Origin of the sequence: Faecalibacterium sp. BIOML-A1 (genome assembly GCF_009679715.1) — a bacterium.
Lineage (GTDB): Bacteria > Bacillota > Clostridia > Oscillospirales > Ruminococcaceae > Faecalibacterium > Faecalibacterium taiwanense.
On record NZ_WKZJ01000008.1, the window covers coordinates 63,004 to 88,833 of the forward strand.

The window sequence follows — 25,830 nt, forward strand, 5'->3', positions numbered from 1 at the left end:
AAAACACCGGTCGGCTGCTATCAAAAGAAGGGAGCACCTACCCTTTGATCTGTGTGCCGGACTTTGGAAAAACAGATACAAATTCCCAAAGCTTATAAGCAGTATACCACAATGTGACATCTTCTTCAAGTAGTCAAATTTTAAGAAATCATTATGCTTGATGCTTTTTTCGCATGGATGCTGTGTTTTTGGGACAGAGAAGCCCAAAAACAGAGGAGAAACACGACTGCATGGCTGTACAGAAAAAGGGTGTAGTATGGGACAAACAAAAAAGGCAATGTTCTGTGGAACATTGCCTTTTCTTCTGGCGCCTCTTGCCTGACTCGAACAGGCGACACCCTGATTAACAGTCAGGTGCTCTAACCGACTGAGCTAAAGAGGCAGATCACATTTGTGACTGCGAGAGATATTATACCGCATAAGAATGCCTTTTGCAAGCCTTTTTTTAAAAAATGAATCATTTTTGGCAAAATAAAATCGTCCTGCAGTGTTTTGAAACGCTGCAGGACGGTAAAGTACATATTATAAAAGAAGGAAAGGCTTATTTCAGCTTGCTCTTGGCCTTCATGCGCTGCTCGTGGTTCAGGATCTGCTTGCGGATGCGCAGATTTTCAGGAGTGACCTCCAGCAGCTCGTCCTGTGCCAAGAATTCCAGGCAGCCTTCCAGGCTGAGCTTGCTAATGGGGATCAGGCGCAGAGCATCGTCGGAGCCGGATGCACGGGTGTTGGTCAGGTGCTTGGTCTTGCAGACGTTGACATCCACATCCTCGCCGGAAGCGGTGTAGCCAATGACCATGCCCTCGTAGACCTTTTCACCAGCGCCCACCAGAAGGGTGCCGCGCTGCTGAGCATTGAACAGACCGTAGGTGACAGCCTCGCCGGTCTCAAAGCTGACCAGAGAACCGGTGGAGCGGTTGGCAATCATGCCAGCCCAGACATCGTAACCGTCGAAAATCTGGTTGATGATGCCTTCGCCATGGGTATCGGTCAGGAACTGGTTACGGTAGCCGAACAGGCCACGGCTGGGCATACGGAACTCCAGACGCACGCGGTCGGTGCCCAGAGATTCCATCTGCTGCAGGATAGCCTTGCGCTGGCCCAGACCGGTCATGACAGCGCCCTGATACTGGGTGGGCACATCGATGACGACATGCTCCATAGGCTCATAGGTCTTGCCGTCGATGACCTTGGTCAGAACGTGCGGGGGAGAGACCTGCAGCTCATAACCTTCACGGCGCATGGTCTCGATCAGGATGGACAGGTGCATCTCACCACGGCCCATAACGCGGAAGGAATCGGTGGTGGCGGAATCCTCCACCTTCAAAGCGACATCCTTCAGCAGCTCCTTCTGCAAACGGTCGCGGATCTGGCGGCTGGTGACGTATTTGCCCTCACGGCCGGCCAGCGGGCTGTCGTTGACGGAGAAGGTCATTTCAACGGTAGGATCGTTGATCTTCACGAAGGGCAGCGGCTCCACATTGGAGGGGCTGCACAGGGTATTGCCGATGGTCACGTCGGGCAGGCCGGAGAATGCCACGATATCGCCGGCGGTGATGTTATCGCACGGCTGACGGCCATTGGCCTGGAAGTCGTACAGCTTGGTCAGACGGCCGCGCATCTTCAGATCCTGATTGTGCCAGTCACAGACGACAACTTCCTCGCCCACCTTGGCAACGCCGTTCTGGATGCGGCCAATGCCGATGCGGCCCACAAAGTCGTTGTAGTCCACAGAGGACACCAGCATCTGGAAGGGAGCCTCGGGGTCGCCCTCAGGCGGCTTGATGGTGCTCAGCAGAGTATCGAACAGGGGGATCAGGTCGGTGCCGGGCACATCCGGGTCCAGACTTGCGGTGCCATCACGGCCGCAGCAGAACAGCATGGGGCAGTCCAGCTGCTCATCGGTGGCGCCCAGATCCATCAGCAGGTACAGAACTTCGTCGATGACTTCCTTAATGCGGGCATCGGGGCGGTCGATCTTGTTGATGGCCACCACCAGACTCAGGTTCTGCTGCAGAGCCTTCTGCAGCACAAAACGGGTCTGGGGCATGCAGCCCTCGGCGGCATCCACCAGCAGCAGAACGCCGTTGACCATCTTCAGCACGCGCTCCACCTCGCCGCCAAAGTCGGCATGGCCCGGAGTATCGACAATATTGATCTTGACACCCTTGTAGGTGCAGGAGCAGTTCTTGGCCAGAATGGTAATGCCACGCTCACGCTCGATATCGCCGCTGTCCATGACGCGCTCAGCCACGACCTGATTATCGCGGAATGCGCCGCTCTGACGCAGCATTGCGTCCACCAGGGTGGTCTTGCCGTGGTCAACGTGAGCGATAATGGCAACGTTGCGCAAATCGTTACGAACCATAAAATTCAACCTCTCTATTATTAAAACTCATAAAATACGAACGAACGTCATACAAGTTTAAGTTTATAACAGAAAGGGGTGGTTTGTCAAGATTGTATAAAAAATTTTTCAACCTTTCGGCAAAATGCCTGAGAAAAGCCATGCGATTTGTGCGGCGTGTACCTTTAGAATATGCTATACTAAGGGTACAGAAAAAATAAAGCCGGAGGTGTTTTTATGAAGATCACATTTCTGGGCGCGAACCATGAGGTCACCGGCAGCTGCACTTTGATCGAAGCGGCTGGGCAGCGCTTTTTGATCGACTGCGGCATGGAGCAGGGCAAGGACGTATACGAGAACCAGCCCATCCCGGTGGCACCCGGCGAGATCGACTGGGTACTGGCCACCCATGCACACATCGACCATACCGGTATGCTGCCGCTGCTGGTGCGCAACGGCTTCCGCGGCAAGATCTATGCCACGAACCCCACGGTGGAGCTGTGCGGCATCATGCTGCGGGACTCGGCCCATATTCAGGAATTTGAAGCGGAGTGGAAAAACCGCAAGGGCCAGCGCTCTGGCGCAGAACCGGTGGAACCGATGTATACTGTGCAGGATGCTGAAGCAGCCATGAAGCTGTTTGTGGGCAAGGCCTATGAGCAGCGCTTCCAGCTTGCACCGGGCATTGAAGCCCGCTTTGTGGATGTGGGCCATCTGCTTGGCTCGGCCAGCATAGAGCTTTGGATCACCGAGGGTGAGACCACGACCAAGCTGGTATTCTCCGGTGATATCGGCAATTTGGATCAGCCCATCATCAAGGATCCTGCTTACATCAAAGAGGCGGACTACGCCTTTATGGAATCTACCTACGGCGACCGCAGCCACGGCCCGAAGCCGGACTATGTGAGCGAGCTGACGAAGATCCTGCAGCGCACCTTTGACCGGGGCGGCAATGTGGTCATTCCCAGCTTTGCGGTGGGCCGCACGCAGGAGATGCTCTACTTTATCCGTGAGATCAAGGAAAAGGGCCTTGTGAAGGGACACGGCAACTTCCCGGTGTACATTGACAGCCCGCTTGCCATCGAGGCGACCCGCATCTTTAAAGATACCGACCCAGACTGCTTTGATGCGGACACCCGCGCTCTGCTGGAAAAAGGCATTGATCCGATCACCTTCCCGGGGCTGCGCGTCACGGTGACCAGTGATGAATCCCGCATGATCAATGCAGACCGCGTGCCAAAGGTCATCCTCTCGGCCAGCGGTATGTGCGAGGCAGGCCGCATCCGCCACCACCTCAAGCACAATCTGTGGCGGCCGGAGTGCACCATTCTGTTCGTGGGCTATCAGGCGGTGGGCACGCTGGGCCGCACCCTGCTGGAAGGTGCCACGACGGTAAAACTGTTCGGTGAACCTATTGAGGTGCAGGCAGAACTGTGCCAGCTCACCGGCATGTCCGGCCATGCGGACAGAGAAGGTCTGCTGCGGTGGGTGAACTCCTTTGAGCAGAAACCAAAGCGTGTGTTCGTGATGCACGGCGAAGATGAGACCGAGGACCACTTTGTGCAGACCTTGACGGAACAGGGCTTCACTGCCTGCGCACCCTACAACGGCGCACAGTGGGCCATCGGAGCCGAGGGAGCCGTATGCCTGCAGGAGGGCATGCGCGTCCGCATTGAGCACAAGGCCAATGAAGGCCAGAGCCGTGCTGCCAGTGTGTTCCAGCGGCTGGTCAGCGCCGGCAAGCGCCTGCTGCGGGTCATCGAGCACAACGAGGGCGGCGCAAACAAAGACCTTGCCAAGTTTGCCGACCAGATCAATGCCCTGTGCGATAAGTGGGACCGATAAAGCAAAACAAAAGCGCCGTGACCCAAAAGGCCACGGCGCTTTTTTGCATGGAGCGGGCAATGGGAATCGAACCCACCTCCTCAGCTTGGAAGGCTGATATACTAGCCGATGTACGATGCCCGCATTTACGAACGATATTATAGCATGTTCCGGCATAAATGTCCAGCCCAATTTTTGTATGTTCCTTAAAGCACCGGAAAAGAATGCCGGAACGGCCTTGCTTTTCCATACGGCTCTGCTACAATAGAAAAGAACGGAGGGAGAGAGGATGGAGCCGGAAGCAGAGATCATTCGTACGCAGCTGTTTGCCCTGCGGGATGAAGCATACCGCACCTTTCACAGTGCGTTGATGCCCACCGTGCCGCCGGAAACGGTGATCGGCGTGCGCGTTCCGGCTCTGCGCAAGTTGGCAAAACAGCTCGCAGGCACAGCGCAGGCAGAAGTGTTTTTACAGGCCCTGCCGCATGGATACTACGAAGAGAACAACCTCCACGCGTTTCTGATCGAACTTATCCGGGACTACGATAGGGCGCTGGCTGAAACGGAAGCGTTCCTGCCCTACATCAACAACTGGGCCACCTGCGACTGCTTTTGCCCCAAAGTGTTTGCAAAGTACAAGAAGGAACTGCTGGTGCCCATTCGCCGCTGGCTGGATTCGGGCGAGGTGTACACCGTGCGCTATGGCATGGAGATGCTGATGCGCTATTATCTGGATGATGCATTCCGGCCGGAATATCTGGAATGGGTGGCCGATGTGCACAGCACGGCATACTATATCAATATGATGCGGGCATGGTATTTCGCCACGGCACTGGCAAAGCAGCCGGATGCCGCGCTGCCGTGGCTCACAGAAAAGCGGCTGGATCTGTGGACCCACAACAAAGCCATCCAGAAAGCGGTGGAAAGCCGCCGCATTCCGCCCGGAATGAAGCAGCTGCTGCGCGTTCTGCGCAGCCGTTCATAAAAGCTTCCGGATTTCCGCGCAGATTTCCTGTTTACTTTATGAATGTTTTATTGTAAAATAAGCTATAGTAAAAAATGTCAGGGTATGCCTATGCCCTGACGGAAGATAAAAACAGGTGGTGTTTGGATTATGGCATTGAAATATCAGCGTATCCTTCTGAAGATCAGCGGCGAAGCACTGGGCGGCGAAAAGGGCATGGGTTTTGATGAACCCACCATGGACGCGATCTGCGGCGGCGTGAAGAAAGCACACGACCTCGGCGTACAGATCGGCATTGTTGTGGGCGGCGGCAACTTCTGGCGCGGCCGTTCCAGCGGCAAGATGGAGCGCACACTGGCCGATAAGATCGGTATGCTGGCAACCGTGATGAACGCACTGGCTGTCTCCGACAAGCTGGAACAGCTGGGTGTGCCCACTGAGGTGTTCACCTCCATCACCATGCCGCAGGTGGCACAGCCCTTTACCCGCAAGGATGCTCTGCGCGCCATGGATGAGGGCAAGATCGCCGTGTTCGGCGGCGGCACCGGCAACCCGTTCTTCTCCACGGATACGGCAACCGCTCTGCGCGCTGTGGAAGTGAGCGCCGATGTGATGTTCAAGGCTACTATGGTGGATGGCGTTTACGATAAGGATCCCCACAAGTACGCCGACGCAAAGAAGTATGATACCCTCACCTTTACCAAGGTGCTGGAAGACCAGCTGGCTGTTATGGATGGCACTGCTGCCACTCTGTGCCGCGACAACAAGCTGCCCATCCTCGTGTTCGATCTGGCCGACCCGGACAACATTGCCCGTGCCGTGCAGGGCGAGAATGTGGGCACACTGGTTTACGAGGGCTGAAACGCCTGCAGCCGACATACATTATAGGGCAGACGCATTGCAGCGCAGCCCCAAGATAAAAAGGAACAGGAGACTACCGCAATGAGCAGCAACACCAAGGTTTACGAAGACAAGATGAAGAGCTCGGTCGAACATCTGGGCCGCGAACTGGGCGCTGTGCGCGCAGGCCGCGCAAATCCCGCTGTGCTGGATAAGGTCAGCGTGGATTATTATGGTGCCCCCACTCCCATCCAGCAGGTGGCATCCGTGGCTGTGGCCGAAGCACGCACCCTGACCATTACCCCGTGGGACCGTACTCTGCTGCGCCCCATCAGCAAGGCCATCATGGCCAGCGATGTGGGCATCACTCCCATTGATGACGGCTCTACCATCCGCCTGAACTTCCCGGCTCCCACCGAGGAGCGCCGCAAGCAGCTGGCAAAGGAAGTTTCCAAGCTGGGCGAGGAGGCTAAGGTGGCAGTGCGCAACATCCGCCGCGAGGCTATGGATAAGGCCAAGGCCATGAAGAAGGCCGGCGAGCTGACCGAGGACAGCCAGAAGACCATGGAAGAGGATGTCCAGAAGCTGACCGACAAGTATATCAAGAACATCGATGCTGCGGTGGAAGAAAAGCAGAAGGAGATCATGTCTGTCTGATCTGCGCAGATGCAATAAACTGGAGGTGCCGTGCGCTGAAGAAGAGTGCGCGGCACTTTTGTTGAAGGCGGCGTTGCTGCCGGGAGGAAACAATGGCGCATCCTAAAGAATTTGCCGAGGGCCTTTCCATCGGCATCATCATGGACGGCAACGGCCGCTGGGCAAAGAACCGCGGCCTGCCCCGCACTGCCGGGCACAAAAGAGGCGCAGAGGTGTTCAGCGATATCGCAGATTACTGCGATGAGCTGGGCGTTTCGTCGGTGTACTTCTATGCGTTTTCCACCGAGAACTGGAAGCGTCCGCTGGAAGAGGTCAACGCCATCATGCGGCTGTTCGGCGAATATCTGCTGAAGGGCTTTGACTACAAGAACCGCAATATCCGCATCAAGTTCATGGGCGACCGCACGGTGCTGGATGAAAAGCTGCAGCAGCTGATGAACAAGCTGGAAGCAGATTCTTCGGTCAAGACCGGCATGACCCTGAACATTGCCATCAACTACGGCGGCCGCCCGGAGATCGTGCGGGCGGCGCAGCAGCTGGCGACAAAGGCGGCGGCAGGGGAGATAAAGCCCGAAGAGATCACGGAACAGCTGCTCAGCGATGCCATGTATACCGCTGGCCAGAAGGACCCGGATTTTATCCTGCGTCCCAGCGGAGAAAAGCGGCTGTCCAACTTCATGCTCTGGCAGGCAGCTTACTCGGAGCTGGTAGAAATGGACGTTCTGTGGCCGGATTTCACCCGCAGCGATCTGGACGCTGCCATTGAGGAGTTCAATCATCGCTCCCGCCGGTTTGGCGGACTGTAAAACCCAAGACCTCCTGCACACGGTGCAGGGACCGGACGGCCCGGCGGCTTTGCCGGAGCCAAACTTAATCCAGAGGGGTGCGGCACCGACCGGTGAAAAGGAGATCCAATCTATGAAAACACGTGTTATTACTGCGATCGTGGGCATCATCGTACTGATCGGCGTGATGTTCACCTTCAACACTCTGATCTTTAATCTGGTCATCGCGGCCATTACGCTGATCGCCGTTCACGAGATCTACAGTGCCCTCGGCTTTGAAAAGAAGGACTGGCTGATGTATGCGGTTCTGGTGCCGTATACACTGCTGGTCATGACGAGCAACTATCAGGTCATGCGGCGGCTGGTGATGCCGATGTCCTTTCTGCTGGTCACCTTTTACGCCATCTATCTGGTGGTGCGCAACGGTACCATCAGCTATCAGAAGGCCAGCGGCCTGCTGATGTTCTCCGGTATCGTGATCTTCTGCTTCTATTCCTTTATCCGGCTCAAGGAGCTGCTGCCGGTGGAGCAGTACGGCTACGATGCGGTGTTCTTTATCTTGCTCATCCTCTGCTTTGCCTGGGGCGGCGATACCTGTGCCTACTTTGCAGGCCGTGCCTTTGGCAAGCACAAGCTCTGCCCGGTGGTCAGCCCCAAAAAGACCGTGGAAGGTGCCATTGGCGGTGTTCTGGGCACCATGGTGTTTGGTGTGATCATCACACTGGTGTACTCAGTGGCGGCAAACCGGATGGAAGCCTTCACCCGCTCCAACATTGGCGTTTCCATGTACGTGATCATTGCGCTGCTGGGCTGCGTGGCTGCGGTGTTGGGCATTTATGGTGATCTGTTTGCCAGCGTGGTCAAGCGCCAGTGCGGCATCAAGGATTACGGCACCATCTTCCCGGGGCACGGCGGCATTCTGGACCGCTTTGACAGTGTGATGTTCATTGCGCCCTTTGTGACCATGGTCATTACGGCGGTGTTCTACTATTAAAAGGGGGAACGTGTGATGTCGAAAAAAATCACTCTGCTGGGTTCTACCGGTTCCATCGGCACCCAGAGTCTGGATGTGATCCGTGCACAGGGCTATGAGGTGTTCGGCCTTTCTGCCCACAGCCATGTAGACAAGATCCTGCAGCAGATCGAAGAGTTTCATCCGCGCTATGTCTGCATGACCGACCCGGATGCGGCCCGCAGGCTGGATGCGGAGCTTTCCGGTCGTGTAGATGCGCCCCGGCTGCTGGTAGGGCCAGAAGGGCTCAAGCAGCTGGCCGCACTGGACGGCACCGATGTGGTGCTGAACAGCGTGGTGGGCATTGCAGGCCTTGGTGCCAGCCTGTGCGCGATCGAAAGCGGGCATGATCTGGCCCTTGCCAACAAGGAGAGTCTTGTCACCGGCGGCCATCTGGTCACACAGGCCGTGGCAAAGCATGGTGTAAAGCTGCTGCCGGTGGACAGTGAACATTCGGCCATCTTCCAGTGCCTGCAGGATAAGGAGAGTGCCCCCAGCCTGACCAAGATCCTGCTCACGGCATCCGGCGGCCCCTTCTTCGGGATGAAGACCGAGGAGCTGCGCGGTAAGACCAAGGCGGATGCCCTCAAGCACCCCAACTGGAACATGGGCGCAAAGATCACCATTGACTCTGCCACCCTGATGAACAAGGGTCTGGAGCTGATCGAGGCAGTGTGGCTGTTCGGCCTGCCGCCGGAGAAGATCCAGATCGTTGTCCAGCGCCAGAGCATCGTGCATTCGGCGGTGCAGTTCAGCGATAATTCGGTCATTGCTCAGCTGGGTGTGCCGGATATGCGCATTCCCATCCAGTATGCGCTCACCTACCCAAAGCGCGTACCCGGCGTTGTGCCGGAGCTGGACTTTGCTGCACTCAAGGTGCTCACCTTCGATGTGGCAGACGACGAGACCTTCCGCTGCCTTGCCGCCTGCAAAAAGGCCATCAAAAAGGGCGGTCTCGGCCCATGTGCTGCCAACGGTGCCAATGAGGAAGCTGTCAAGCTCTTCCTTGAGGACAAAATTGGCTTCCTCGATATTGGCCGTCTGGTGGAAGCAGTCGTGGACAGCGACAGCTTTGGCGGCGAGTATACCCTCAGCGATGTGTACGAGTGCGACCGCATGGCACGGGAATTTGTAAGAGCGCACTTATAAAAACCCTCTCAGCCTCACTGCGTTCGGCAGCCCTGACTGAGAGGGGTTCCGACTTTTCAGCTTTAGGAGACGCAATGTCAATTTTTATCACCCTGATCGCCGCATTGATCGTGTTCAGCGCCGTGATCGCCATTCATGAATTCGGACACTTTACCGTGGCAAAGCTCTGCGGCATTCAGGTCAACGAGTTTTCCATCGGCATGGGGCCGGCTTTGTGGAAGAAAATTTACAAGGGCACCCAGTACAGCCTGCGTGCATTGCCGGTAGGCGGCTATGTGGCGCTGGAGGGCGAGGAAAGCCCCGAGAGCCAGCAGGCCGAGGCGGCCCGCGACGAACGGGAAGCAGAGGACGAAAACCCTGTCCCGCCGGAGCAGCGCACCGGTATCCCTTTGAACGAGGCACCGGTATGGCAGCGTGTGCTTGTGATGGTGGCAGGTGCCTTCATGAATTTTGTGCTGGGCTTTGTGGTGCTGGTCATTCTTGTGGCAGCACAGGAAGGAGCCATCACCAGCAAGACCATCTATTCCATTGAGAACGATGCCCTCTGCGGCCAGACCGGCCTGCAGGCGGGGGACGAGATCGTTGCCGTGAACGGCAGGCGCTGCTTTGTGGCCAACGACATCCTTTATGAGCTGGTGCGCACCGAAGCCTATCGCGCCCGGTTCACCGTGAAGCGGGACGGCCAAAAGGTGGAACTGCCGGACGTGCAGTTCGACACTTGGCAGGACGAGGACGGCCAGACCCATATGACCCTTGGCTTTACGGTGTACGGCATCAAAAAAACACCGCTCAATGTGTTAAAAGAAGCATGGAACAGTACCCTGTACTACGGACGCATCGCGTTTATCTCGCTGGCAGACCTTGTGCGCGGACGTGAGAGCATCAACAATCTGTCCGGCCCGGTGGGTATCGTGACAGCGATCGGTCAGGCGGCAAGCTACGGCTGGCAGGATCTGCTGGAGCTGCTGGCCCTCATCACCATCAATCTGGGCGTGTTCAATCTGCTGCCCTTCCCGGCACTGGATGGCGGCAAGGTGGTATTTTTGATCATTGAGGGCGTTACCGGCCATGCAGTGCCGGAAAAGCTGCAGGGTACACTGACCATTGCGGCCTTTGCACTGCTGTTTGGCCTGATGCTCTTTGCAACCTATAATGATATCATCCGGCTTGTGACCGGTGTAATGTAAGCAAAAACAGAAAGGGAAGCTTTATGCGGCAGTTAAAACGGGAAGTGAAAATCGGCAATGTGACCATCGGCGGCAAGAATCCTGTTGCGGTGCAGACGATGCTCAACGTGCCGGTGGAGGATATTGAGGGCAATGTGGCGCAGGCAAAGCGGTGCGAAGCTGCTGGCTGTCAGATCCTGCGCGTGACCTGCCCCAGCCCGGCGGATGCAAAGTGCATCGAAGCCGTCAAGAATGCGGTGAACATCCCCATTGTGGCAGACATCCATTTTGACTATAAGGCGGCTCTGGCCTGCGCAGATGTAGGCGTGGATAAGATCCGCATCAACCCCGGCAACATCGGCGACGATGACCGGGTGAAGGCTGTGGTGGATGCCTGTCAGCGCAAGGACATTCCCATCCGCATCGGCGTGAATGGCGGCAGTCTGGAAAAGCACATCCTTGCAAAATACGGTGCCCCCACGCCGGAGGCCATGGTGGAGAGTGCACTGTACCATGTGCGCCTGCTGGAAAAATTCGATTTCAACAACATCGTCATTTCCATCAAGAACTCCAATGTGCCCCGCATGATGGAGGCCTACCGCCAGCTCAGCGCTGTCACGGATTACCCGCTCCATGTGGGTGTTACCGAGGCGGGTACCTACCAGATGGGTCTGCTGAAAAGCGGCATGGGCATCGGCGGAATGCTGCTGGAAGGCATTGGCGATACCATCCGCGTCTCGCTGGCCGCAGAGCCGGAAAAGGAAGTGGAAGCGGGCTACAACATCCTGCGCGCCGTGGGCTTCCCGGTAGCAGGCCCGGAGGTCATCACCTGCCCCACCTGCGGCCGTACCCAGTATCCCTGCACCGAGATCGCCAATGAGGTGGAAAAGCGGCTGCAGGGCTGCAAAAAATCCATCAAGGTGGCCGTGATGGGCTGCGTGGTCAACGGCCCCGGTGAAGCCCGCGAAGCAGACATCGGCATTGCCGGCGGCAAGGGCGAGGCGGTGCTGTTCATCCACGGCAAGCCCATCAAAAAGCTGACCGGAGACAACATCCTGGATCAGTTCATGGATGAGATCTATAAACTGTAATTTGGCTTTTTTCACAGCTGCCACACCTGCAAAAAAACGGGTGCGGCAGTTTGTGCTGTATAAAAAGGAGTACCATTTGTGACACCACTCGTATCCAACCTGTGGCCGCAGTTCATGGTGGACCCGGCATTTGCGGCCTGCTTCGGGCAGGTCATTGTGGAGCATGCGCAGATGCTGCGGCAGGAACGGCAGGTCATCTTTACCCTGCGCAGCGGTGCGCCGCTGGACAAAAATCTCTGTGCCCGGCTGCTGGCATCCCTGCAGCCGGATTATGAGGGCTTTGAGCTGCGCATCCAGAACCTGTTTGGCTATGCCATGCTGGACGAAGCGGCCCTGCGCGATCTGATGGAAGAGATGAAGCGGGACGGCGTGCCCATCAACGGCTTTCTGGACCGGTGCAAGATCAACATCATCGGACAGAAGATCACCATCGGCGTATGCCATGGCACCAAGTTTTTGCAGGAGATGCACTTTGAAAAGCTGCTGGCAGAGCGCGTTGCGGCCCACACCGGGGTAACGCCGCAGGTAACGCTGCAAAGCGCTGTAAGCGAAGCCGAGCAGCACCAGATGGAAGAAAAGCTGGAGCGCAAGATCGCGCCACCGGTGGTCAAGTTTGAGAAAAAGAACACAGCACCGTCCATCAAGGTGGATGGTCTGGACCTGACCGATAAGCCCGTCACCATTTTCCACGGCAAGATGTTCACCCCCAAGAACCTCACCCCGCTGAAAGACCTTGGCGGCGAGGGCGGCAAGTGCACGATCTGGGGCGATGTGTTCTTCTCGGAGGTCAAGGGCAACTTCCGCAAAATTTATACCGTATCCATCACCGATTATCAGGGCTCCATCAACCTGAAGATCCGCGCGCAGGAAGGTGAGGACTGCTCCAAGTGGGAGAGCCTTGGCAAAGGCACCACCCTCATCGTGCGCGGCGACTGCTCCTACGACAAGTACGAACACGATTATATCGTCTACCCCTACGATGTGCTCATCGTGGAGCGCAAAAAGCGGGAGGATACCGCGCCGGTCAAGCGTGTGGAGCTGCATCTGCACACCAAGCTTTCCAGCATGGACGGCTTCTGTGACCCCGGCGGCATCGTCAAGCTGGCCCACCGCATGGGACATCCGGCCGTTGCCATCACTGACCACGGTGTGTGTCAGGGTTACCCGGAAGCCATGCTGGCAGCGGACGATATCCATAAATCAGACCCGGACTTCAAGCTGATCTACGGCTGCGAAGCCTACTTTGTGGACGACATGATCCCCTGTGTATACGGTGTGAAGGATCAGCCGCTGGACGGGGAGTTCTGCGTGTTTGATACCGAGACCACCGGCCTTGACCCCGGCGTGGAGTATATGACCGAGATCGGTGCCGTCATCGTGAAAAACGGCGAAGTGGTGGAGGAATTTGATACCTTTGTCAAGCCCGGCAAGCCCATCACCCCCAAGATCACCGAGCTGACCGGCATCACCAACGAAATGGTGGCGGATGCTCCCGGCGAAAAGGATGCACTGGAAGCCTTCCTCAAATTTGCGGGAGACCGCATCCTTGTGGGCCACAACGTCCACGCCTTTGATATGCGTTTCCTGCGCGCCGCCGCCAAGCGCAGCGGCATCAAGCTGGAGCCGACCTATATCGACACCCTGACCATGGCGCAGGCCATGTACCCCGGCCTGCACAACTACAAGCAGGGCACCATCAACAAGCATCTGGAGCTGCCTGCCTACGAGGCCCACCGTGCCTGTGAGGATTCTGCCGCGCTGGGCCGCATCTTCGGGGTCATGCTGAATGACCTGAAAGAAAAGCAGGTAGCAAAGGTCAGTGAGATCAACACCGGCCTTGGCGGCAACCGCGAGGTGCTGAAAAAGAAGTATTACCACCTCATCATTCTGGTCAAGAACCAGATGGGCCTGAAAAATCTGTACAAGATCGTCAGCGAAGCCCATGTGAACTACTTTTTCAAAAAGCCCCGGGTGCCCCGGAGCCTTTTGAACAAATACCGGGACGGCCTGCTGCTCACTTCCGCCTGCGAAGCCGGCGAGCTGTACCGGGCCATCGTGGATGGCACCAGCTATGAAGAACTGAAAAAGATCGCGTCCTACTACGATATTCTTGAGATCCAGCCGCTGGGCAACAACGCCTACATGGTGCGGGACGGCAAGGTGGACAGCGAAGAGGACATCAAAAACTTCAACCGCACGGTCATCAAGCTGGGCGAAGATCTGCACAAGCCGGTCATTGCCACCGGCGACGTGCACTTTACCGAGCCGGAGGACGCGGCGTACCGTGCCGTGCTGCAGGCGGGCAACGGCTTTAAAGATGCCGACAACCAGCCGCCGCTGTTCTTCCGCACCACGCAGGATATGCTGGCGCAGTTCTACTATCTGCCCAAGGAAAAAGCCTACGAGGTAGTGGTGAAGAACCCCCGCAAGATCGCGGCGATGATCGACAACAATGTTCGTGCCATCCCGCGCGGCACCTACCCGCCCAGCATCGAGGGTGCAGAGCAGCAATTGCGCGATGCTACGTGGGAACACGCCAAGCGTGATTACGGTGACCCGCTGCCCGAAATTGTGGAAAAGCGGCTGCAGAAGGAGCTGGACTCCATCTGCGGCCATGGCTACGCCGTGCTGTACGTCATTGCGGTCAAACTGGTGGCCTATTCCAACGCGGGCGGCTATCAGGTGGGCAGCCGTGGTTCGGTCGGCTCATCGGCCGTGGCCCACTTCTCCGGCATCTCGGAGGTGAACAGCCTGCCGCCCCACTATCGCTGCCCCAAGTGCAAGCACAGCGAGTTCATCACCGACGGCAGCGTGGACGACGGCTTTGACCTGCCGGATAAAAACTGCCCCAACTGCGGCACCCGGATGCTGGTGGACGGCCACGATATTCCCTTCGAGACCTTCCTCGGCTTCTACGGCGATAAAGAGCCGGATATCGACCTGAACTTTTCCGGCGAATATCAGTCCAATGTGCACCGCTATACCGAGGAGCTGTTCGGCAAAGCCAACGTGTTCAAGGCGGGCACCGTGTCCGGTATTCAGGACAAGACCGCCTACGGCTATGTCAAAAAATATCTGGATGAGCGCGGCCGCACGGTGAACCATGCGGAGGAGAACCGCCTGACTCTGGGCTGCACCGGCGTCAAGCGCACCACCGGCCAGCACCCCGGCGGCATGGTCGTTGTGCCGGACACCTACGAGATCTACGATTTCTGTCCCATCCAGCACCCGGCGGACGATGTGGCAGGCGGCCTGCTGACCACCCACTTCGAGTTCAAGTACCTGCACGATACCCTGCTCAAGCTGGACGAACTGGGCCACGATATGCCCACCTTCTACAAGTATTTTGAGGAGTACACCGGTATCCCCATCGACAGTATCCCCATGAACGACCCCAAGGTGTACAGCCTGCTGACCAGCCCGGAAGCGCTGGGCGTGACCCCGGAACAGATCGACAGCCAGACCGGCACCTTCGGCATCCCGGAAATGGGCACCAACTTCGTGCGCGGTATGCTGGTGGAGGCACGGCCCAAGAACTTCTCCGAGCTGATCCAGATCTCGGGCCTGTCCCACGGAACGGACGTGTGGACCGGCAACGCGGACGAGCTGATCCGCAGCGGCACCTGCACCATTGCGGAGGTCATTGGCTGCCGTGACAGCATCATGCTGTACCTGTTGCGCAAGGGTCTGGAACCCAAGATGGCCTTTGATATCATGGAGGCCGTGCGTAAGGGCAAGGTGGCCAAGGGCGGTTTCAAGGATGGCTGGGAGGAAGCCATGCGGGAGCACGAGGTGCCGGACTGGTACATCGAGAGCTGCCGCAAGATCAAGTATATGTTCCCCAAGGCCCATGCCGTGGCCTACCTGATGTCGGCCATTCGTCTGATGTGGTTCAAGATCTACCGTCCGCCGGAGTTCTATGCGGTATACTTTACCGTACGCGGCGACGACATCGACTACGAAGCCGCTGTGGGCGGTGCGGCAGTGGCCCGCGCCCACATGGAAGAAGTCAAGCGCCGCCTGAAGGAAGAGAAGAACGCCAAGGACGAAGATGTGCTGGTCAGCCTGCAGCTCGTCAACGAGATGCTGGTGCGCGGCTACGAGTTTTTACCCATTGAGCTGGGCAAGAGCCGCGGCTCCAAGTATGTGGTGGAGGACGGCAAGGTACGTCTGCCTTTCTCTTCGCTGAAGGGTCTTGGCGGTGCTGCCGCCGATGCACTGGAAAAGGTGACCATCCACGGCGAAGAATATATCTCGGTGGAAGAGTTGCAGCAGGCTTCCGGTGTCGGCAGCAGCATTCTGGACCGTCTGCGTCAGGTGGGCGCTCTGGGCGACCTGCCGGAGAGCAGTCAGGTAAGCTTCTTCTGAGGATTCTGAAAGCAAAAGTGCCTGCACGGCTTTAGCTGTGCAGGCACTTTTGCTTTAAAAAAGCACCCGCGGCAAAAATCGCAGGTGCTTAAAAATTCAGCAGAACGGGGGAGTGTTTACTCCACGCTGATCATATAATAGTAAACGGGCTGGCCGCCGCGGATGTGGCTGACCTCAACGTGGTTCGGGCACTTTGCCTTTACGATCTCGGTGACCTTCTCGGCATCCTCATCGCTCACGTCGCAGCCGGAGATGATGGTGACGAAGCTGGAATCCTTCTTGCACATGCCGCGTGCCAGACGGTAGGTAGCTTTGGTGATATCGTTGGAGGTGGAAACGATCTTGCCGTTCTCCAGAGCCATGATCTCACCCTTCTTGATGCGCTTGCCGTCGTACTCACTGTCGCGGGCAGCATAGGTGATCAGACCGGTGGACACCTTGTCGGCAGCAGCCATCATGTTGATGGTGTTGGTCTCGGCGTTCACAGAGGGATCAAAGTTCAGCATGGCGGTAATGCCCATGGGCACGGTGCGAGTGGGCAGAACGACCACCTGACGGTCGGCCAGCTTCTGGGCCTGCTCAGCAGCCATGATGATGTTCTTGTTGTTGGGCAGCACGAACACGGTCTTTGCGGGCACGCTCTGGATGGCGGCGAGGATATCCTCGGTGGCTGGGTTCATGGTCTGACCACCGGAGACCACTGCGTCTGCAGCCAGATCGGTGAACACGGCCTTCAGGCCTTCACCGGCGGCAACGGCAACAAAGCCATAGTCACGGCTGGGGTCCACAGCAGCGTAGACGAACTCGCTGGACTGAGAAGGGGCCTTCTCAGCAGAAGCCTGCTTTTCCAGGCTCTTGCCCTGCTTCTGACGGGCCAGGAACTGCTCGTGCATGTTCTCGATCTTGAAGTTGGTCAGGTAGCCATACTTGATGGCTTCGCTCAGGATCTTGCCGGGGTCAGCGGTGTGCACATGCAGGTTGATCACATCGTCATCCTCGATGCACACCACGCTGTCGCCGTTGGATTCTGCAAAGGCACGCATCTTTGCGGCGCTTGCACCCTCATACTTGTTGATCAGGAACTGGGTGCAGTAGCCGTTCTTGATGTCCTCCACCTTCATCAGGTCGTCGGTGAACACGCCCTTGCCGGCGTTCTCGGTGGAGAGCTTTGCCTTGTTGGGAGCAGCCTCGCCGCCTGCCACGATGCCTTCGCCATGGAACACCTTGCCCATGCCCTCAAAGATGACCATGATGCCCTGACCGCCGGCATCCACAACGCCGGCCTTCTTCAGAACAGGCAGCAGGTTGGGGGTGTCCTCCAGAGCCTTCTGGCCGGCGGTCATCACCACATCCCACAGAGCGGGCACATCCTCGGCACCGCAGGCAGCAGCTTCCTCAGAGGCAATGCGTGCAACCGTGAGGATGGTGCCCTCGGTGGGCTTCATAACGGCCTTATAAGCGCCCTCAACACCCTTCTTCAGGGCCTCGACAATGTCGGCAGCGGTGGCTTCCTTCTTGCCTTCCAGCGCCTTGGAGAAGCCGCGGAACAGCAGGCTGGTGATAACACCGGAGTTGCCGCGTGCGCCGCGCAGCATGGCGGAAGCAGCGGTCTTGGAAGCCTCACCCACGGTGCAGCTGTCGTCCAATGCTTCCAGCTCGCGCACAGAAGCACCCACGGTCATGCCCATGTTGGTGCCAGTGTCGCCATCAGGAACAGGGAAAACGTTCAGCTCGTCCACGCGGGAGCGCTGATTGTTGATGTTGTTGGCGCCAGAGATAATGGCGTCACGCAAAATCTTACCAGAAATCATTCTTTTTTACTCCTTGTACTTGCCGGAAAAGCCCGGCGCATTCGGATGAACCAACAAAAATCAGGCGATCACATCGTCTACCGAAACCACAACGCGGGCAACCTTCAGGCCGGTAGCCTGCTCCACCTCGTCCTTGACGCGGTGAGAGATGCTGCGTGCGGCGGTGGAAATGTTCAGGCCATAGCTCACTGCAATGTGCAGTTCGATCACCAGACGACCATCCTCCTGCGTGACACGGACACCCTTTTCCGGGTAATCAGAACCGTGCACCATGCTTCTGACGGCATCGGTCATATCACGGGGTGCCATTGCGGCAACACCGTAACACTGTTTGGCTGCTTCACCTACCAGAGTAGCAAAATACCCGGACGTAAAGCTGACATCCCCCAGAGGGAAACGGGAAGTGATCATAGTCGCTCTGCTCCTTTATGTTATTTTCATAAAACACATTCAAGGTCTGGGGCGCAGCGGCGGACAGATACACATACTGCGCCGAGAAACACCCACATTATTATACAACTTTGGGGCGCGCTTGTACAGCGCAAAATGCTGGTATATCAACTTTTTGCGCAGGTTTCTGCATTGACGGCATGGTTCGGGCGGCTTCGCACCGGGAAGGTGATAGCATAACGGACGCTGGTTGCTTTTTATCAAAATCGAAAGTATGACGAAAGAAAGCAAACAATCTGTTAAAAAAATATAAAAGGTGGGTGATAACTCTTTATCCGACTATGAAAAAGTGCTAAAATAGAAACAAGGATAGGGACTGCGGCGCAGGGTCCCGCTTGTGCGGATGAACTGCGTTATTTTTTGCGCACGGCGCGTGGAACAATGTTTAGGAGCTGTTGTCATGAATATTCTGTTTTTCCTTTCACCCAAGCAGGATCTGATGTATGTTTACGACGATTTCACCCTTCGGCAGACGCTGGAAAAGTGGGAGAATAACCGCTACGCGTCCATTCCGGTGCTCAACCGGCAGGGAAAATATGTGGGCACCCTGACCGAGGGCGACATTCTCTGGGGGCTGAAAAAGTTCCATGGTCTGGATCTGGAAGCGGCTGAGGATGTCCCCATTTCGGCCTTCCCGCACAAGCGCGACTACAAGGCTGTCACCGTGACCACCAGCATGGATCAGCTGATCGAAGCGGCCATGAACCAGAACTTTGTGCCGGTTGTGGATGACCGCGGCATCTTCATTGGCATCGTGCGCAGGCAGGCGATCATCCGTTACTGCTATGAGAAGGCCCGCACAGAGCAGCAGGCCCATGAGCAGCGCATCCCGGAATATGCCGCTGTGCATTGAACGATATAAATAGGTGGCCAGCCGCCCGGTTCCGCATCTGAAGCCGGGCGGCTTTTTGTCTGCAAAATGCGTTGAAAATCCGATTTATAGTACCTGCTGTGTGCGATAATACAGCCATGGAACAAAAACGTTCTGAAAAGCTGCAAAAAACGAGATACAGGAGGGAACACGGATGAAAGATTTTGAACTGCGTTATGTTGGAAGCCATGTGGAAGTATACACCGGCAGCGGAGTGTTCCTGTTTTCGGCCGATACGGTGCGGGAAGCAATGGAAGAACTGGCAGAGTAAGCGCCCGCAAACAGACAGGGACTTCGGTGCAAATGTAAAATTGATGTAAAATAATTGAAAAGGAAAGAGCACGAATTCATTAAGAGACGGAAAAATGTGTAGAAAAAGTGATTTTCTTGTAAAATAAACCTTGTTGTGACAGGATAAAAAATGATATAATAGATCCAAGCGCGGTCATTGTGCGCCGTTCTGCGCAGCAGAGCGGCAGGCCGCAGCATCTGCCGGATCAAGCAGGCCCGGTGTGCGGGCAGGGCAGATGTACAAGGATCAAAAGGAAGATCATTTTTAGGAGTATCGTTATGGATATCACACACATTACCTCTCTGTTGGGTGGAATTGCGCTGTTTCTGTACGGCATGTCCATTATGGGCGCTGGTCTGGAAAAACTGGCCGGCGGCAAAATGCAGGGCGTGCTGCAAAAGCTGACCTCCTCAACGCTCAAGGGCGTTATTTTTGGCACCCTCATCACGGGTGTCATCCAGTCCTCGGCCGGCACGGTCGTTATTTGTGTCGGTCTGGTAAACTCCGGCATCATGACCCTTACGCAGTCGGTAGGCGTCATTATGGGTGCAAACATTGGTACCACTGTTACCGGCCAGCTGATCCGCATGGCGGATATCTCCGGTGACAGTCTCTGGCTGACACTGATCCAGCCCAAGACCTTTGCGCCCGTGGTGGCGTTTATCGGCTGCATTTTTTATGTGTTCCTGCGCAGCGCTAAAAGGAAGAACATCGGCCAGATCATGCTGGGCTTCGGCATCCTGTTTACCGGCATGAGCCTGATGGACACCGGTGTGGCTCCTCTGCGTGAGAGCGCCGTGTTCCAGAATCTGTTCGTTACCATGACGAATCCCGTTCTGGGCATTCTGGTGGGCGTGGTGGTCACGGTGATCATCCAGTCCTCCTCGGCATCGGTGGGTATCCTGCAGGCACTGTCCAGCACGGGTCTGGTCACCTTCAGCTCTGCCATCCCCATTATTCTGGGCGCACACATCGGCACGGCCTTTACGCCGCTGCTCACCATTGGCGGCTCCTCCAAGGACGGCAAGCGCGCTGCACTGATCCATCTGTACTTCAACATCATTGGCAGCGTGATCCTGCTGGCGCTGGTGTATGCGGTGCAGTTTACCGTTGGCATCCCCATGTGGAACGACGTGATGAACAAGAGCACCATCGCAAACATCCACACCCTTTCCAGCGTGTGCGCCATGCTGCTGTTCCTGCCCTGCAGCGGTGTGCTGTCCAAGCTGGCACTGCTCACTGTGCCGGACAGCGCCGAGGAAGCACAGGAGCTGAGCATGCCGGTGCTGGATGAACGTCTGTTCAAAAGCCCGGCTGTGGCCCTGCAGCAGGCTAAGAGCGCTGTGGTCAAGATGTCCCGCCGTGCTGCCCGCAATGTGAATCTGGCTGCACCGCTGCTGCTGAAGATGGACGAGGATACCGTCAGCGCTATCCGGGTGCGTGAAAACCTGATCGACCGCATGGAGGTGGCAATCTCCAACTATCTGATCAAGATGACCGATCAGGAGCTGGGCGACGATGAAAGCCACACTGTGACCGAACTGCTGAATTTTGTTACCGAGTTCGAGCGCATCGGCGACTATGCGGTGAACATTATGGAAAAGGCAGAAGAACTGCAGGAAAAGGAAGCGTCCTTCAGTGAAAACGCCACCAAGGAGCTGCAGCTGCTGGAGAATGCGCTGAACCGCATCCTGAACCTGACCAACGATGCCTTTGAAAACAGCGATATGCGTCTGGCGGCTCAGGTGGAACCGCTGGAAGAGGTGATCGATGTGATGGCGGAGCGCCTGCGCGACCAGCACATCCTGCGCCTGAAGGACGGCGTGTGCTCCATTGATACGGGTGTCGTGTTCCTGGATGTGCTGAACAATGCAGAGCGCATCTCGGATCACTGCTCCAACGTTGCTGCCCGCCTGATCGGCATGGATGCCGGCGAGGACTACGACTCCCACACCCTCAAGAGCATCATGCACCACAACCCCACCAAGGACTACATGCTGGAATACGAGGAGTGCCGCAAGGCCTACCTTGTTCCGCTGGAAGAAATGGAAGCCTGAAACTAAGAAAGACCTCCGGGACGCTTTTCCCGGAGGTCTTTTTTGCGTTAAAAATCAAGCACTTTTGGGCAAAGAGACAATGACCCAGCGGTGCGGCCCGTGAAAGCCGTCTACCTTGGCGGCTTTGCTGCAGGTGCCGGGGCTGGGCGGGCCGAGGTGGATACCGCGGTCCAGCTGCTTGCCGCAAAGACGGCACTGGTAATGGAGGGTGATCTGTTCTGACATGAGGAAGCACTTCCTTTTATGATCGCTGCAGGTGGTTAAGAAACTTTACTTCTATTATCATTATATAATTTTTACATCGGGATGTCAATAAAAATAATCAGTAAAAGTAGATAAAAATTGAGCATTCTGCACTCAACCGCCCAGATCTTCCAGCAGCAGGTCCAGTTCCCGTTCGCTGTACACGGTCACACCGCGCTTGATGCGCACGGCATCGTTCTCCGGCAGAAGATTGGTGTAGATGCCGGTGACGGTGACAAGCACATCCGGCTGGCCATTGGTGCCGCAGCGGTAAACGGCCACGCGCCCGCCTTTGTCGCACAGGCGGTAGCTCTGGGCAGCAAGCTCCGGCATGGCCTGTGCGGCAAGGTCTGCTGCGGAGGAAGGCGGTGCTTCGCTGCCGGGGTCGGGCACCGGAAGGCTGAGCTTGGGCAGGGCCATCCAGAACAGGCTGAACACGATGGTGAATACGCACAGCCCGTAGAACAGGCAGGTGCACAGTTTGCGCATGGAGAAACACGCTCCTTTCCGGCTGAAGTATGCCCCAAAACAGGGGAGAACAGTCAATTTTCACACGGGAATGCTGTACTTTGTCCGGCAGATTGTGTTATACTACAGATGATTAGACCTATCAGGGCCGAAGATTGGTTCTTGCCCGCGTTCTGTGCACGTGCTATAATATGGTATTGCGTGCAGTTCTGTGCGCTTTGATGGAAAAGTACCAGCGCATGGCGCTGAAAAAGCAGCCTGAATGTTAGGAGGCGATTTCTATCTCCGATATGAGAAAGATCAACCGTGCCGGTGAGGGGCATTCCCCGGCACCGGCGGGGCGGAAGGTAAATGTGAGCAACAGCCGCCGGGAGTCCCAGCCGGGACCCAAACACGGCCGGGAACCCAAAGAACCAAAGGAACCCTGTGAAAAGGGCAGACATCCCATTCTGCGCTTCATTGGCCGAACCATTGCTACACTGATTTGTCTGGGCATCATGGCAGGCAGTCTGGTGGCAGTGGGTGCTGTGTATTACGTGGTGCAGGCTACCGCCAACGACGGCGACCTGCTGGATCTGGACAACATTGAGCTGAGCCAGTCCAGTGTGGTGATGGCTACCGACCCGGACACCGGTGCACAGGTGGAGTATGCCACGCTGCGCTCTTCCAACAGCCACCGCGTGTGGGCGGATCTGGAGCAGATCCCCACGAACCTGCAGTATGCGTTCATCTGCACCGAGGATAAGGACTTTTACAACGAGCCCGGCGTCAACTTCAAGCGCACCATCGGCGCAATGGTCAACGAATACCTGCTGCCCATCTACAGCTCCAAGCAGGGTGCATCCACGCTGGAGCAGCAGCTGATCAAGAACCTGACCGACGACAAGAGCGCCAGCGGCATTGAAGGTGCACTGCGCAAGCTGCGCGAGATCTACCGCGCCCTCTGCCTGAGCCGCAGCTATTCCAAGGAGACCATTCTGGAAGCGTACCTGAACACCATCAGCTTTACTGGCACCATTCAGGGCGTGCAGACTGCGGCCAACGAATACTTTAATAAGGACGTCAGCCAGCTGACCCTGTGGGAGTGTGCGACCATTGCGTCCATCACCAAAAACCCCACCAACTATAACCCCTACACCAACCCCGAAAACCTGATCAACCGCCGTAACTTCCTCATGTACAACATGTGGCAGCAGGGCGTGATCAGCGAAGAGGACTACCGCAACGCAGCGGCCCAGCCGCTGGTACTGGCCGAGGAAGAGGATACCAAGAAGAATTCTTCCGTTACCTCTTACTTTACCGATGCACTGTTCACCGAGCTGGTGCAGGACATCATGGACAAGGAAAACATTTCGGAATCCGAGGCACAGAAGCTGCTGTACACCGGCGGCTTTACCGTTGAGTCGACTGTGAACACCAAGGTGCAGTCCGCCATGGAAAACCTGATGCTCAACACGGATGATGCCTACTTCCCGGCCGGCTGGCATGAGGAAGAGGTGACCTCTATCTCGGACGACGATGTACAGGTGATGAACGAGGACGGTACGCCCAAGACCCGCACCGGCGACGACGGTACCGTTTACTATTACCGCAATGTGCGTACTCAGGCAGCCATGGTCACACTGGACTATGACGGCAATGTGATCGCCATTGTGGGTGGTCTGGGCGAAAAGAACAAGAGCCTCTCGCTGAACCGTGCCTACAGTGTCACTCGTCAGACGGGTTCTACCATCAAGCCTATCGGTGCATATGCACTGGGTGTAGAGTATGGTCTGGTGAACTGGTCCACCATGCTCAACAACTCGCCCTTGTATCAGAAGCAGGATATGGTGATCCGCGATGAAGATTACTGCCGCAAGAACGGCCTGATGGGCCTTTCCGACAAGCAGCTGCGCGCTTATCCCAACGCATGGCGCAGCTGGCCCCGCAACTATGGCGGCAACTACGGCGACAACAGTGATGTGCCGCTGTGGAACGGTCTGGCCCGCTCGCTGAACACCATTGCGGTGCGTGTGGGTGATCTGGTGGGCGCAAGCAACATCTTCAATTTTGTGTACAACACCCTGCAGCTGAACACGCTGGACCCGGTAAACGATGTGGGTCTGGCGCAGATGGTCATGGGCAGTCAGACTCATGGCGTTACGCCCACGGCGCTGGCAGCTGCGTTCCAGATCTTCTACGATGGCCAGTACACCACCCCGCACCTGTATACCCGCGTGCTGGACCGTGACGGCAATATCTATCTGGAGAACAACTCCACCAGCTATCAGGCCCTGACCCCGGATACCGCTTATGTGATGAACCGCCTGCTGAAGAACGTTCTGTACTCCAGCGTGGGCACCGCCGGCGGCCGCTACCCCAACTCCAACGGCATGGAAGCCTTTGGCAAGACCGGTACCGCCAGCGACGAAAAGGATCTGTGGTTCGTGGGCGGCACGCCGTACTACGTTACCGCCGTGTGGTGGGGCTACGATGCACCCTATGATATGACCAAGACGCTGGGTAAGCAGCAGGCCAAGACCCGTACCTGTGTTATGGCGTGGAAGGCCCTGATGGAACAGGTGCAGGCAAACCTGCCGTATAAGGCATTCCCGACCTCTGCCGGTGTGGTGGAGCGCCGCTACTGCACCCAGAGCGGCCTGCTGGCAGGCGGCTCCTGCCCCAGCACCGCCGTGGGCTACTACCGCGCCGATGATCTGCCTGGTACCTGCAACTACTCCCATGCAGCAGCTCCTGCAGCGGCTGCACCTGCGGAGACTGCGGCACCGGAGCAGGCTGTCATTCCTGCGGATACAGGTAATCAGGATACAGACTGATCTGTAGCCATATGAAGGACAAAAGGCGTACTATCGGCACCGGCGCGGAGTGAATCCGGCAAGGAAATACCGCGCTTGCCGCAGCAAAACTGGATAATCTGACAAAAACGCATCCGACCTCTTGCATTGCAGGGGGCCGGATGCTATTATATTCACTGCAAGAACACTTGTGTTTGTGAGGTGAACAAGTTGGAACGCCGCTTTTATCTGGTAGATGCGCAGGTGCTGCCTGAGGTTTTTCTCAAGGTGGTGCGTGCCAAGGAACTTCTGGCCAGCGGGGAGGCACGCAGCATTTCCGCAGCCACCCGCGCAGTCGATCTTTCGCGCAGCGCTTTTTATAAGTATAAGGATTGCATTTTTGACTCCGAGAATGGCCGTGAGGTGATCACCGTCATGGCTACTCTGCGGGACGAGACCGGTGCACTGCAGAGCCTGCTGGCCGGCATCAGCGCCGCAGGTGCAAGCATTGTGACCATCAACCAGTCCACACCGGAAAACGGTGCCGCACTGGTGGCAGTCACCATCCGCACCGATACCATGCAGATGACCCCCGAAGAGCTGACCGAAAAACTTTCGCGTCAGCGTATGGTGGTAGGCGTGCACTGCGGGTACAATCTGTAAG

General features: G+C 56.7%; 18 protein-coding genes, 2 tRNA genes and 1 pseudogene. 14 read left to right on the plus strand and 7 right to left on the minus strand.

Features of this window, described 5'->3' with window-relative positions; translation table 11 throughout:
• Positions 1-305: 305 nt before the first annotated feature.
• Together GKG36_RS09830 and typA are read right to left on the minus strand one after the other, a co-directional pair.
• Positions 306-382: transfer RNA gene (locus GKG36_RS09830), tRNA-Asn, on the minus strand.
• A 159-nt stretch (positions 383-541) separates the two neighbouring features.
• Positions 542-2,365, minus strand: a complete 1,824-nt coding sequence (gene typA / locus GKG36_RS09835) for a translational GTPase TypA (protein WP_005945857.1) — start codon at positions 2,363-2,365, stop codon at positions 542-544.
• Positions 2,366-2,581: 216 nt separating this feature from the next.
• Between typA and GKG36_RS09840 the strand changes: the two genes are divergently transcribed.
• Positions 2,582-4,189: an MBL fold metallo-hydrolase gene (locus GKG36_RS09840; RefSeq protein WP_097775360.1), complete on the plus strand. Its 1,608-nt coding sequence runs from the start codon at positions 2,582-2,584 to the stop codon at positions 4,187-4,189.
• A 48-nt stretch (positions 4,190-4,237) separates the two neighbouring features.
• Here the strand turns inward: GKG36_RS09840 and GKG36_RS09845 are convergent.
• Positions 4,238-4,312: transfer RNA gene (locus tag GKG36_RS09845), tRNA-Gly, on the minus strand.
• 145 nt (positions 4,313-4,457) lie between these two features.
• On the opposite strand from GKG36_RS09845, the gene GKG36_RS09850 reads away from it, so the two are divergent.
• From GKG36_RS09850 to GKG36_RS09890, 9 genes and pseudogenes are all read left to right on the plus strand, one after another.
• Positions 4,458-5,153 carry a DNA alkylation repair protein gene (locus tag GKG36_RS09850; protein WP_154260492.1) on the plus strand — a complete coding sequence of 232 codons (696 nt, stop codon included), beginning with the start codon at positions 4,458-4,460 and terminating at the stop codon, positions 5,151-5,153.
• Between the two features lie 129 nt (positions 5,154-5,282).
• Complete coding sequence (gene pyrH / locus GKG36_RS09855; RefSeq protein WP_005945864.1) at positions 5,283-5,993, plus strand: UMP kinase; 711 nt, start codon at positions 5,283-5,285, stop codon at positions 5,991-5,993.
• An 81-nt stretch (positions 5,994-6,074) separates the two neighbouring features.
• Entirely contained in the window at positions 6,075-6,629 is a 555-nt protein-coding gene (gene frr, locus GKG36_RS09860) for a ribosome recycling factor (RefSeq protein ID WP_005945866.1), read from the plus strand.
• A gap of 92 nt (positions 6,630-6,721) precedes the next feature.
• Positions 6,722-7,435, plus strand: coding sequence for a polyprenyl diphosphate synthase (uppS, locus tag GKG36_RS09865; RefSeq protein WP_005945867.1), 714 nt, complete (start codon positions 6,722-6,724; stop codon positions 7,433-7,435).
• 112 nt (positions 7,436-7,547) lie between these two features.
• On the plus strand, positions 7,548-8,408 hold the full coding sequence (locus GKG36_RS09870; RefSeq protein WP_005945868.1) for a phosphatidate cytidylyltransferase: 861 nt from the start codon (positions 7,548-7,550) through the stop codon (positions 8,406-8,408).
• A gap of 15 nt (positions 8,409-8,423) precedes the next feature.
• Positions 8,424-9,575 carry a 1-deoxy-D-xylulose-5-phosphate reductoisomerase gene (gene dxr / locus GKG36_RS09875; RefSeq protein ID WP_154260494.1) on the plus strand — a complete coding sequence of 384 codons (1,152 nt, stop codon included), beginning with the start codon at positions 8,424-8,426 and terminating at the stop codon, positions 9,573-9,575.
• Positions 9,576-9,649: 74 nt separating this feature from the next.
• Positions 9,650-10,762: a site-2 protease family protein gene (locus GKG36_RS09880; protein WP_154260496.1), complete on the plus strand. Its 1,113-nt coding sequence runs from the start codon at positions 9,650-9,652 to the stop codon at positions 10,760-10,762.
• A gap of 8 nt (positions 10,763-10,770) precedes the next feature.
• Positions 10,771-11,832: pseudogene (gene ispG / locus GKG36_RS09885) on the plus strand (flavodoxin-dependent (E)-4-hydroxy-3-methylbut-2-enyl-diphosphate synthase); the annotation flags it as partial.
• Positions 11,833-11,910: 78 nt separating this feature from the next.
• Positions 11,911-16,200 carry a PolC-type DNA polymerase III gene (locus tag GKG36_RS09890; RefSeq protein ID WP_243145082.1) on the plus strand — a complete coding sequence of 1,430 codons (4,290 nt, stop codon included), beginning with the start codon at positions 11,911-11,913 and terminating at the stop codon, positions 16,198-16,200.
• A gap of 116 nt (positions 16,201-16,316) precedes the next feature.
• Here GKG36_RS09890 and GKG36_RS09895 read toward each other — a convergent pair whose 3' ends face one another.
• Together GKG36_RS09895 and GKG36_RS09900 are read right to left on the minus strand one after the other, a co-directional pair.
• Entirely contained in the window at positions 16,317-18,011 is a 1,695-nt protein-coding gene (locus tag GKG36_RS09895) for a DAK2 domain-containing protein (protein WP_097781699.1), read from the minus strand.
• A gap of 60 nt (positions 18,012-18,071) precedes the next feature.
• Entirely contained in the window at positions 18,072-18,422 is a 351-nt protein-coding gene (locus tag GKG36_RS09900; RefSeq protein ID WP_005945874.1) for an Asp23/Gls24 family envelope stress response protein, read from the minus strand.
• 439 nt (positions 18,423-18,861) lie between these two features.
• Here GKG36_RS09900 and GKG36_RS09905 point away from each other — a divergent pair, with 439 nt between their 5' ends.
• Together GKG36_RS09905 and GKG36_RS09910 are read left to right on the plus strand one after the other, a co-directional pair.
• Entirely contained in the window at positions 18,862-19,314 is a 453-nt protein-coding gene (locus GKG36_RS09905) for a CBS domain-containing protein (protein WP_097775366.1), read from the plus strand.
• 588 nt (positions 19,315-19,902) lie between these two features.
• Positions 19,903-21,681, plus strand: coding sequence for a Na/Pi cotransporter family protein (locus tag GKG36_RS09910; protein ID WP_154260500.1), 1,779 nt, complete (start codon positions 19,903-19,905; stop codon positions 21,679-21,681).
• A gap of 54 nt (positions 21,682-21,735) precedes the next feature.
• Here GKG36_RS09910 and GKG36_RS09915 read toward each other — a convergent pair whose 3' ends face one another.
• Together GKG36_RS09915 and GKG36_RS09920 are read right to left on the minus strand one after the other, a co-directional pair.
• Positions 21,736-21,906, minus strand: a complete 171-nt coding sequence (locus tag GKG36_RS09915) for a hypothetical protein (protein ID WP_154255643.1) — start codon at positions 21,904-21,906, stop codon at positions 21,736-21,738.
• A gap of 132 nt (positions 21,907-22,038) precedes the next feature.
• Entirely contained in the window at positions 22,039-22,413 is a 375-nt protein-coding gene (locus GKG36_RS09920; protein WP_097775368.1) for a hypothetical protein, read from the minus strand.
• Between the two features lie 269 nt (positions 22,414-22,682).
• Here GKG36_RS09920 and GKG36_RS09925 point away from each other — a divergent pair, with 269 nt between their 5' ends.
• A complete protein-coding gene (locus tag GKG36_RS09925) occupies positions 22,683-25,208 on the plus strand; it encodes a transglycosylase domain-containing protein (RefSeq protein ID WP_154260502.1) in 2,526 nt (841 codons plus the stop codon).
• 180 nt (positions 25,209-25,388) lie between these two features.
• Positions 25,389-25,829 carry an ACT domain-containing protein gene (locus tag GKG36_RS09930; RefSeq protein ID WP_005945891.1) on the plus strand — a complete coding sequence of 147 codons (441 nt, stop codon included), beginning with the start codon at positions 25,389-25,391 and terminating at the stop codon, positions 25,827-25,829.
• Position 25,830: the final 1 nt, after the last annotated feature.

Excerpts from the sequence above, each read along its gene's own strand:
- pyrH (WP_005945864.1), top strand. The coding sequence starts at position 5,283 with ATGGCATTGAAATATCAGCGTATCCTTCTGAAGATCAGCGGCGAAGCA.
- dxr (WP_154260494.1), top strand. The coding sequence starts at position 8,424 with ATGTCGAAAAAAATCACTCTGCTGGGTTCTACCGGTTCCATCGGCACC.
- frr (WP_005945866.1), top strand. The coding sequence starts at position 6,075 with ATGAGCAGCAACACCAAGGTTTACGAAGACAAGATGAAGAGCTCGGTC.
- GKG36_RS09900 (WP_005945874.1), bottom strand. The coding sequence starts at position 18,422 with ATGATCACTTCCCGTTTCCCTCTGGGGGATGTCAGCTTTACGTCCGGG.
- GKG36_RS09850 (WP_154260492.1), top strand. The coding sequence starts at position 4,458 with ATGGAGCCGGAAGCAGAGATCATTCGTACGCAGCTGTTTGCCCTGCGG.
- GKG36_RS09915 (WP_154255643.1), bottom strand. The coding sequence starts at position 21,906 with ATGTCAGAACAGATCACCCTCCATTACCAGTGCCGTCTTTGCGGCAAG.
- GKG36_RS09905 (WP_097775366.1), top strand. The coding sequence starts at position 18,862 with ATGAATATTCTGTTTTTCCTTTCACCCAAGCAGGATCTGATGTATGTT.
- GKG36_RS09910 (WP_154260500.1), top strand. The coding sequence starts at position 19,903 with ATGGATATCACACACATTACCTCTCTGTTGGGTGGAATTGCGCTGTTT.
- GKG36_RS09840 (WP_097775360.1), top strand. The coding sequence starts at position 2,582 with ATGAAGATCACATTTCTGGGCGCGAACCATGAGGTCACCGGCAGCTGC.
- GKG36_RS09880 (WP_154260496.1), top strand. The coding sequence starts at position 9,650 with ATGTCAATTTTTATCACCCTGATCGCCGCATTGATCGTGTTCAGCGCC.
- typA (WP_005945857.1), bottom strand. The coding sequence starts at position 2,365 with ATGGTTCGTAACGATTTGCGCAACGTTGCCATTATCGCTCACGTTGAC.
- GKG36_RS09870 (WP_005945868.1), top strand. The coding sequence starts at position 7,548 with ATGAAAACACGTGTTATTACTGCGATCGTGGGCATCATCGTACTGATC.
- GKG36_RS09895 (WP_097781699.1), bottom strand. The coding sequence starts at position 18,011 with ATGATTTCTGGTAAGATTTTGCGTGACGCCATTATCTCTGGCGCCAAC.
- uppS (WP_005945867.1), top strand. The coding sequence starts at position 6,722 with ATGGCGCATCCTAAAGAATTTGCCGAGGGCCTTTCCATCGGCATCATC.
- GKG36_RS09925 (WP_154260502.1), top strand. The coding sequence starts at position 22,683 with ATGAGAAAGATCAACCGTGCCGGTGAGGGGCATTCCCCGGCACCGGCG.
- GKG36_RS09920 (WP_097775368.1), bottom strand. The coding sequence starts at position 22,413 with ATGCGCAAACTGTGCACCTGCCTGTTCTACGGGCTGTGCGTATTCACC.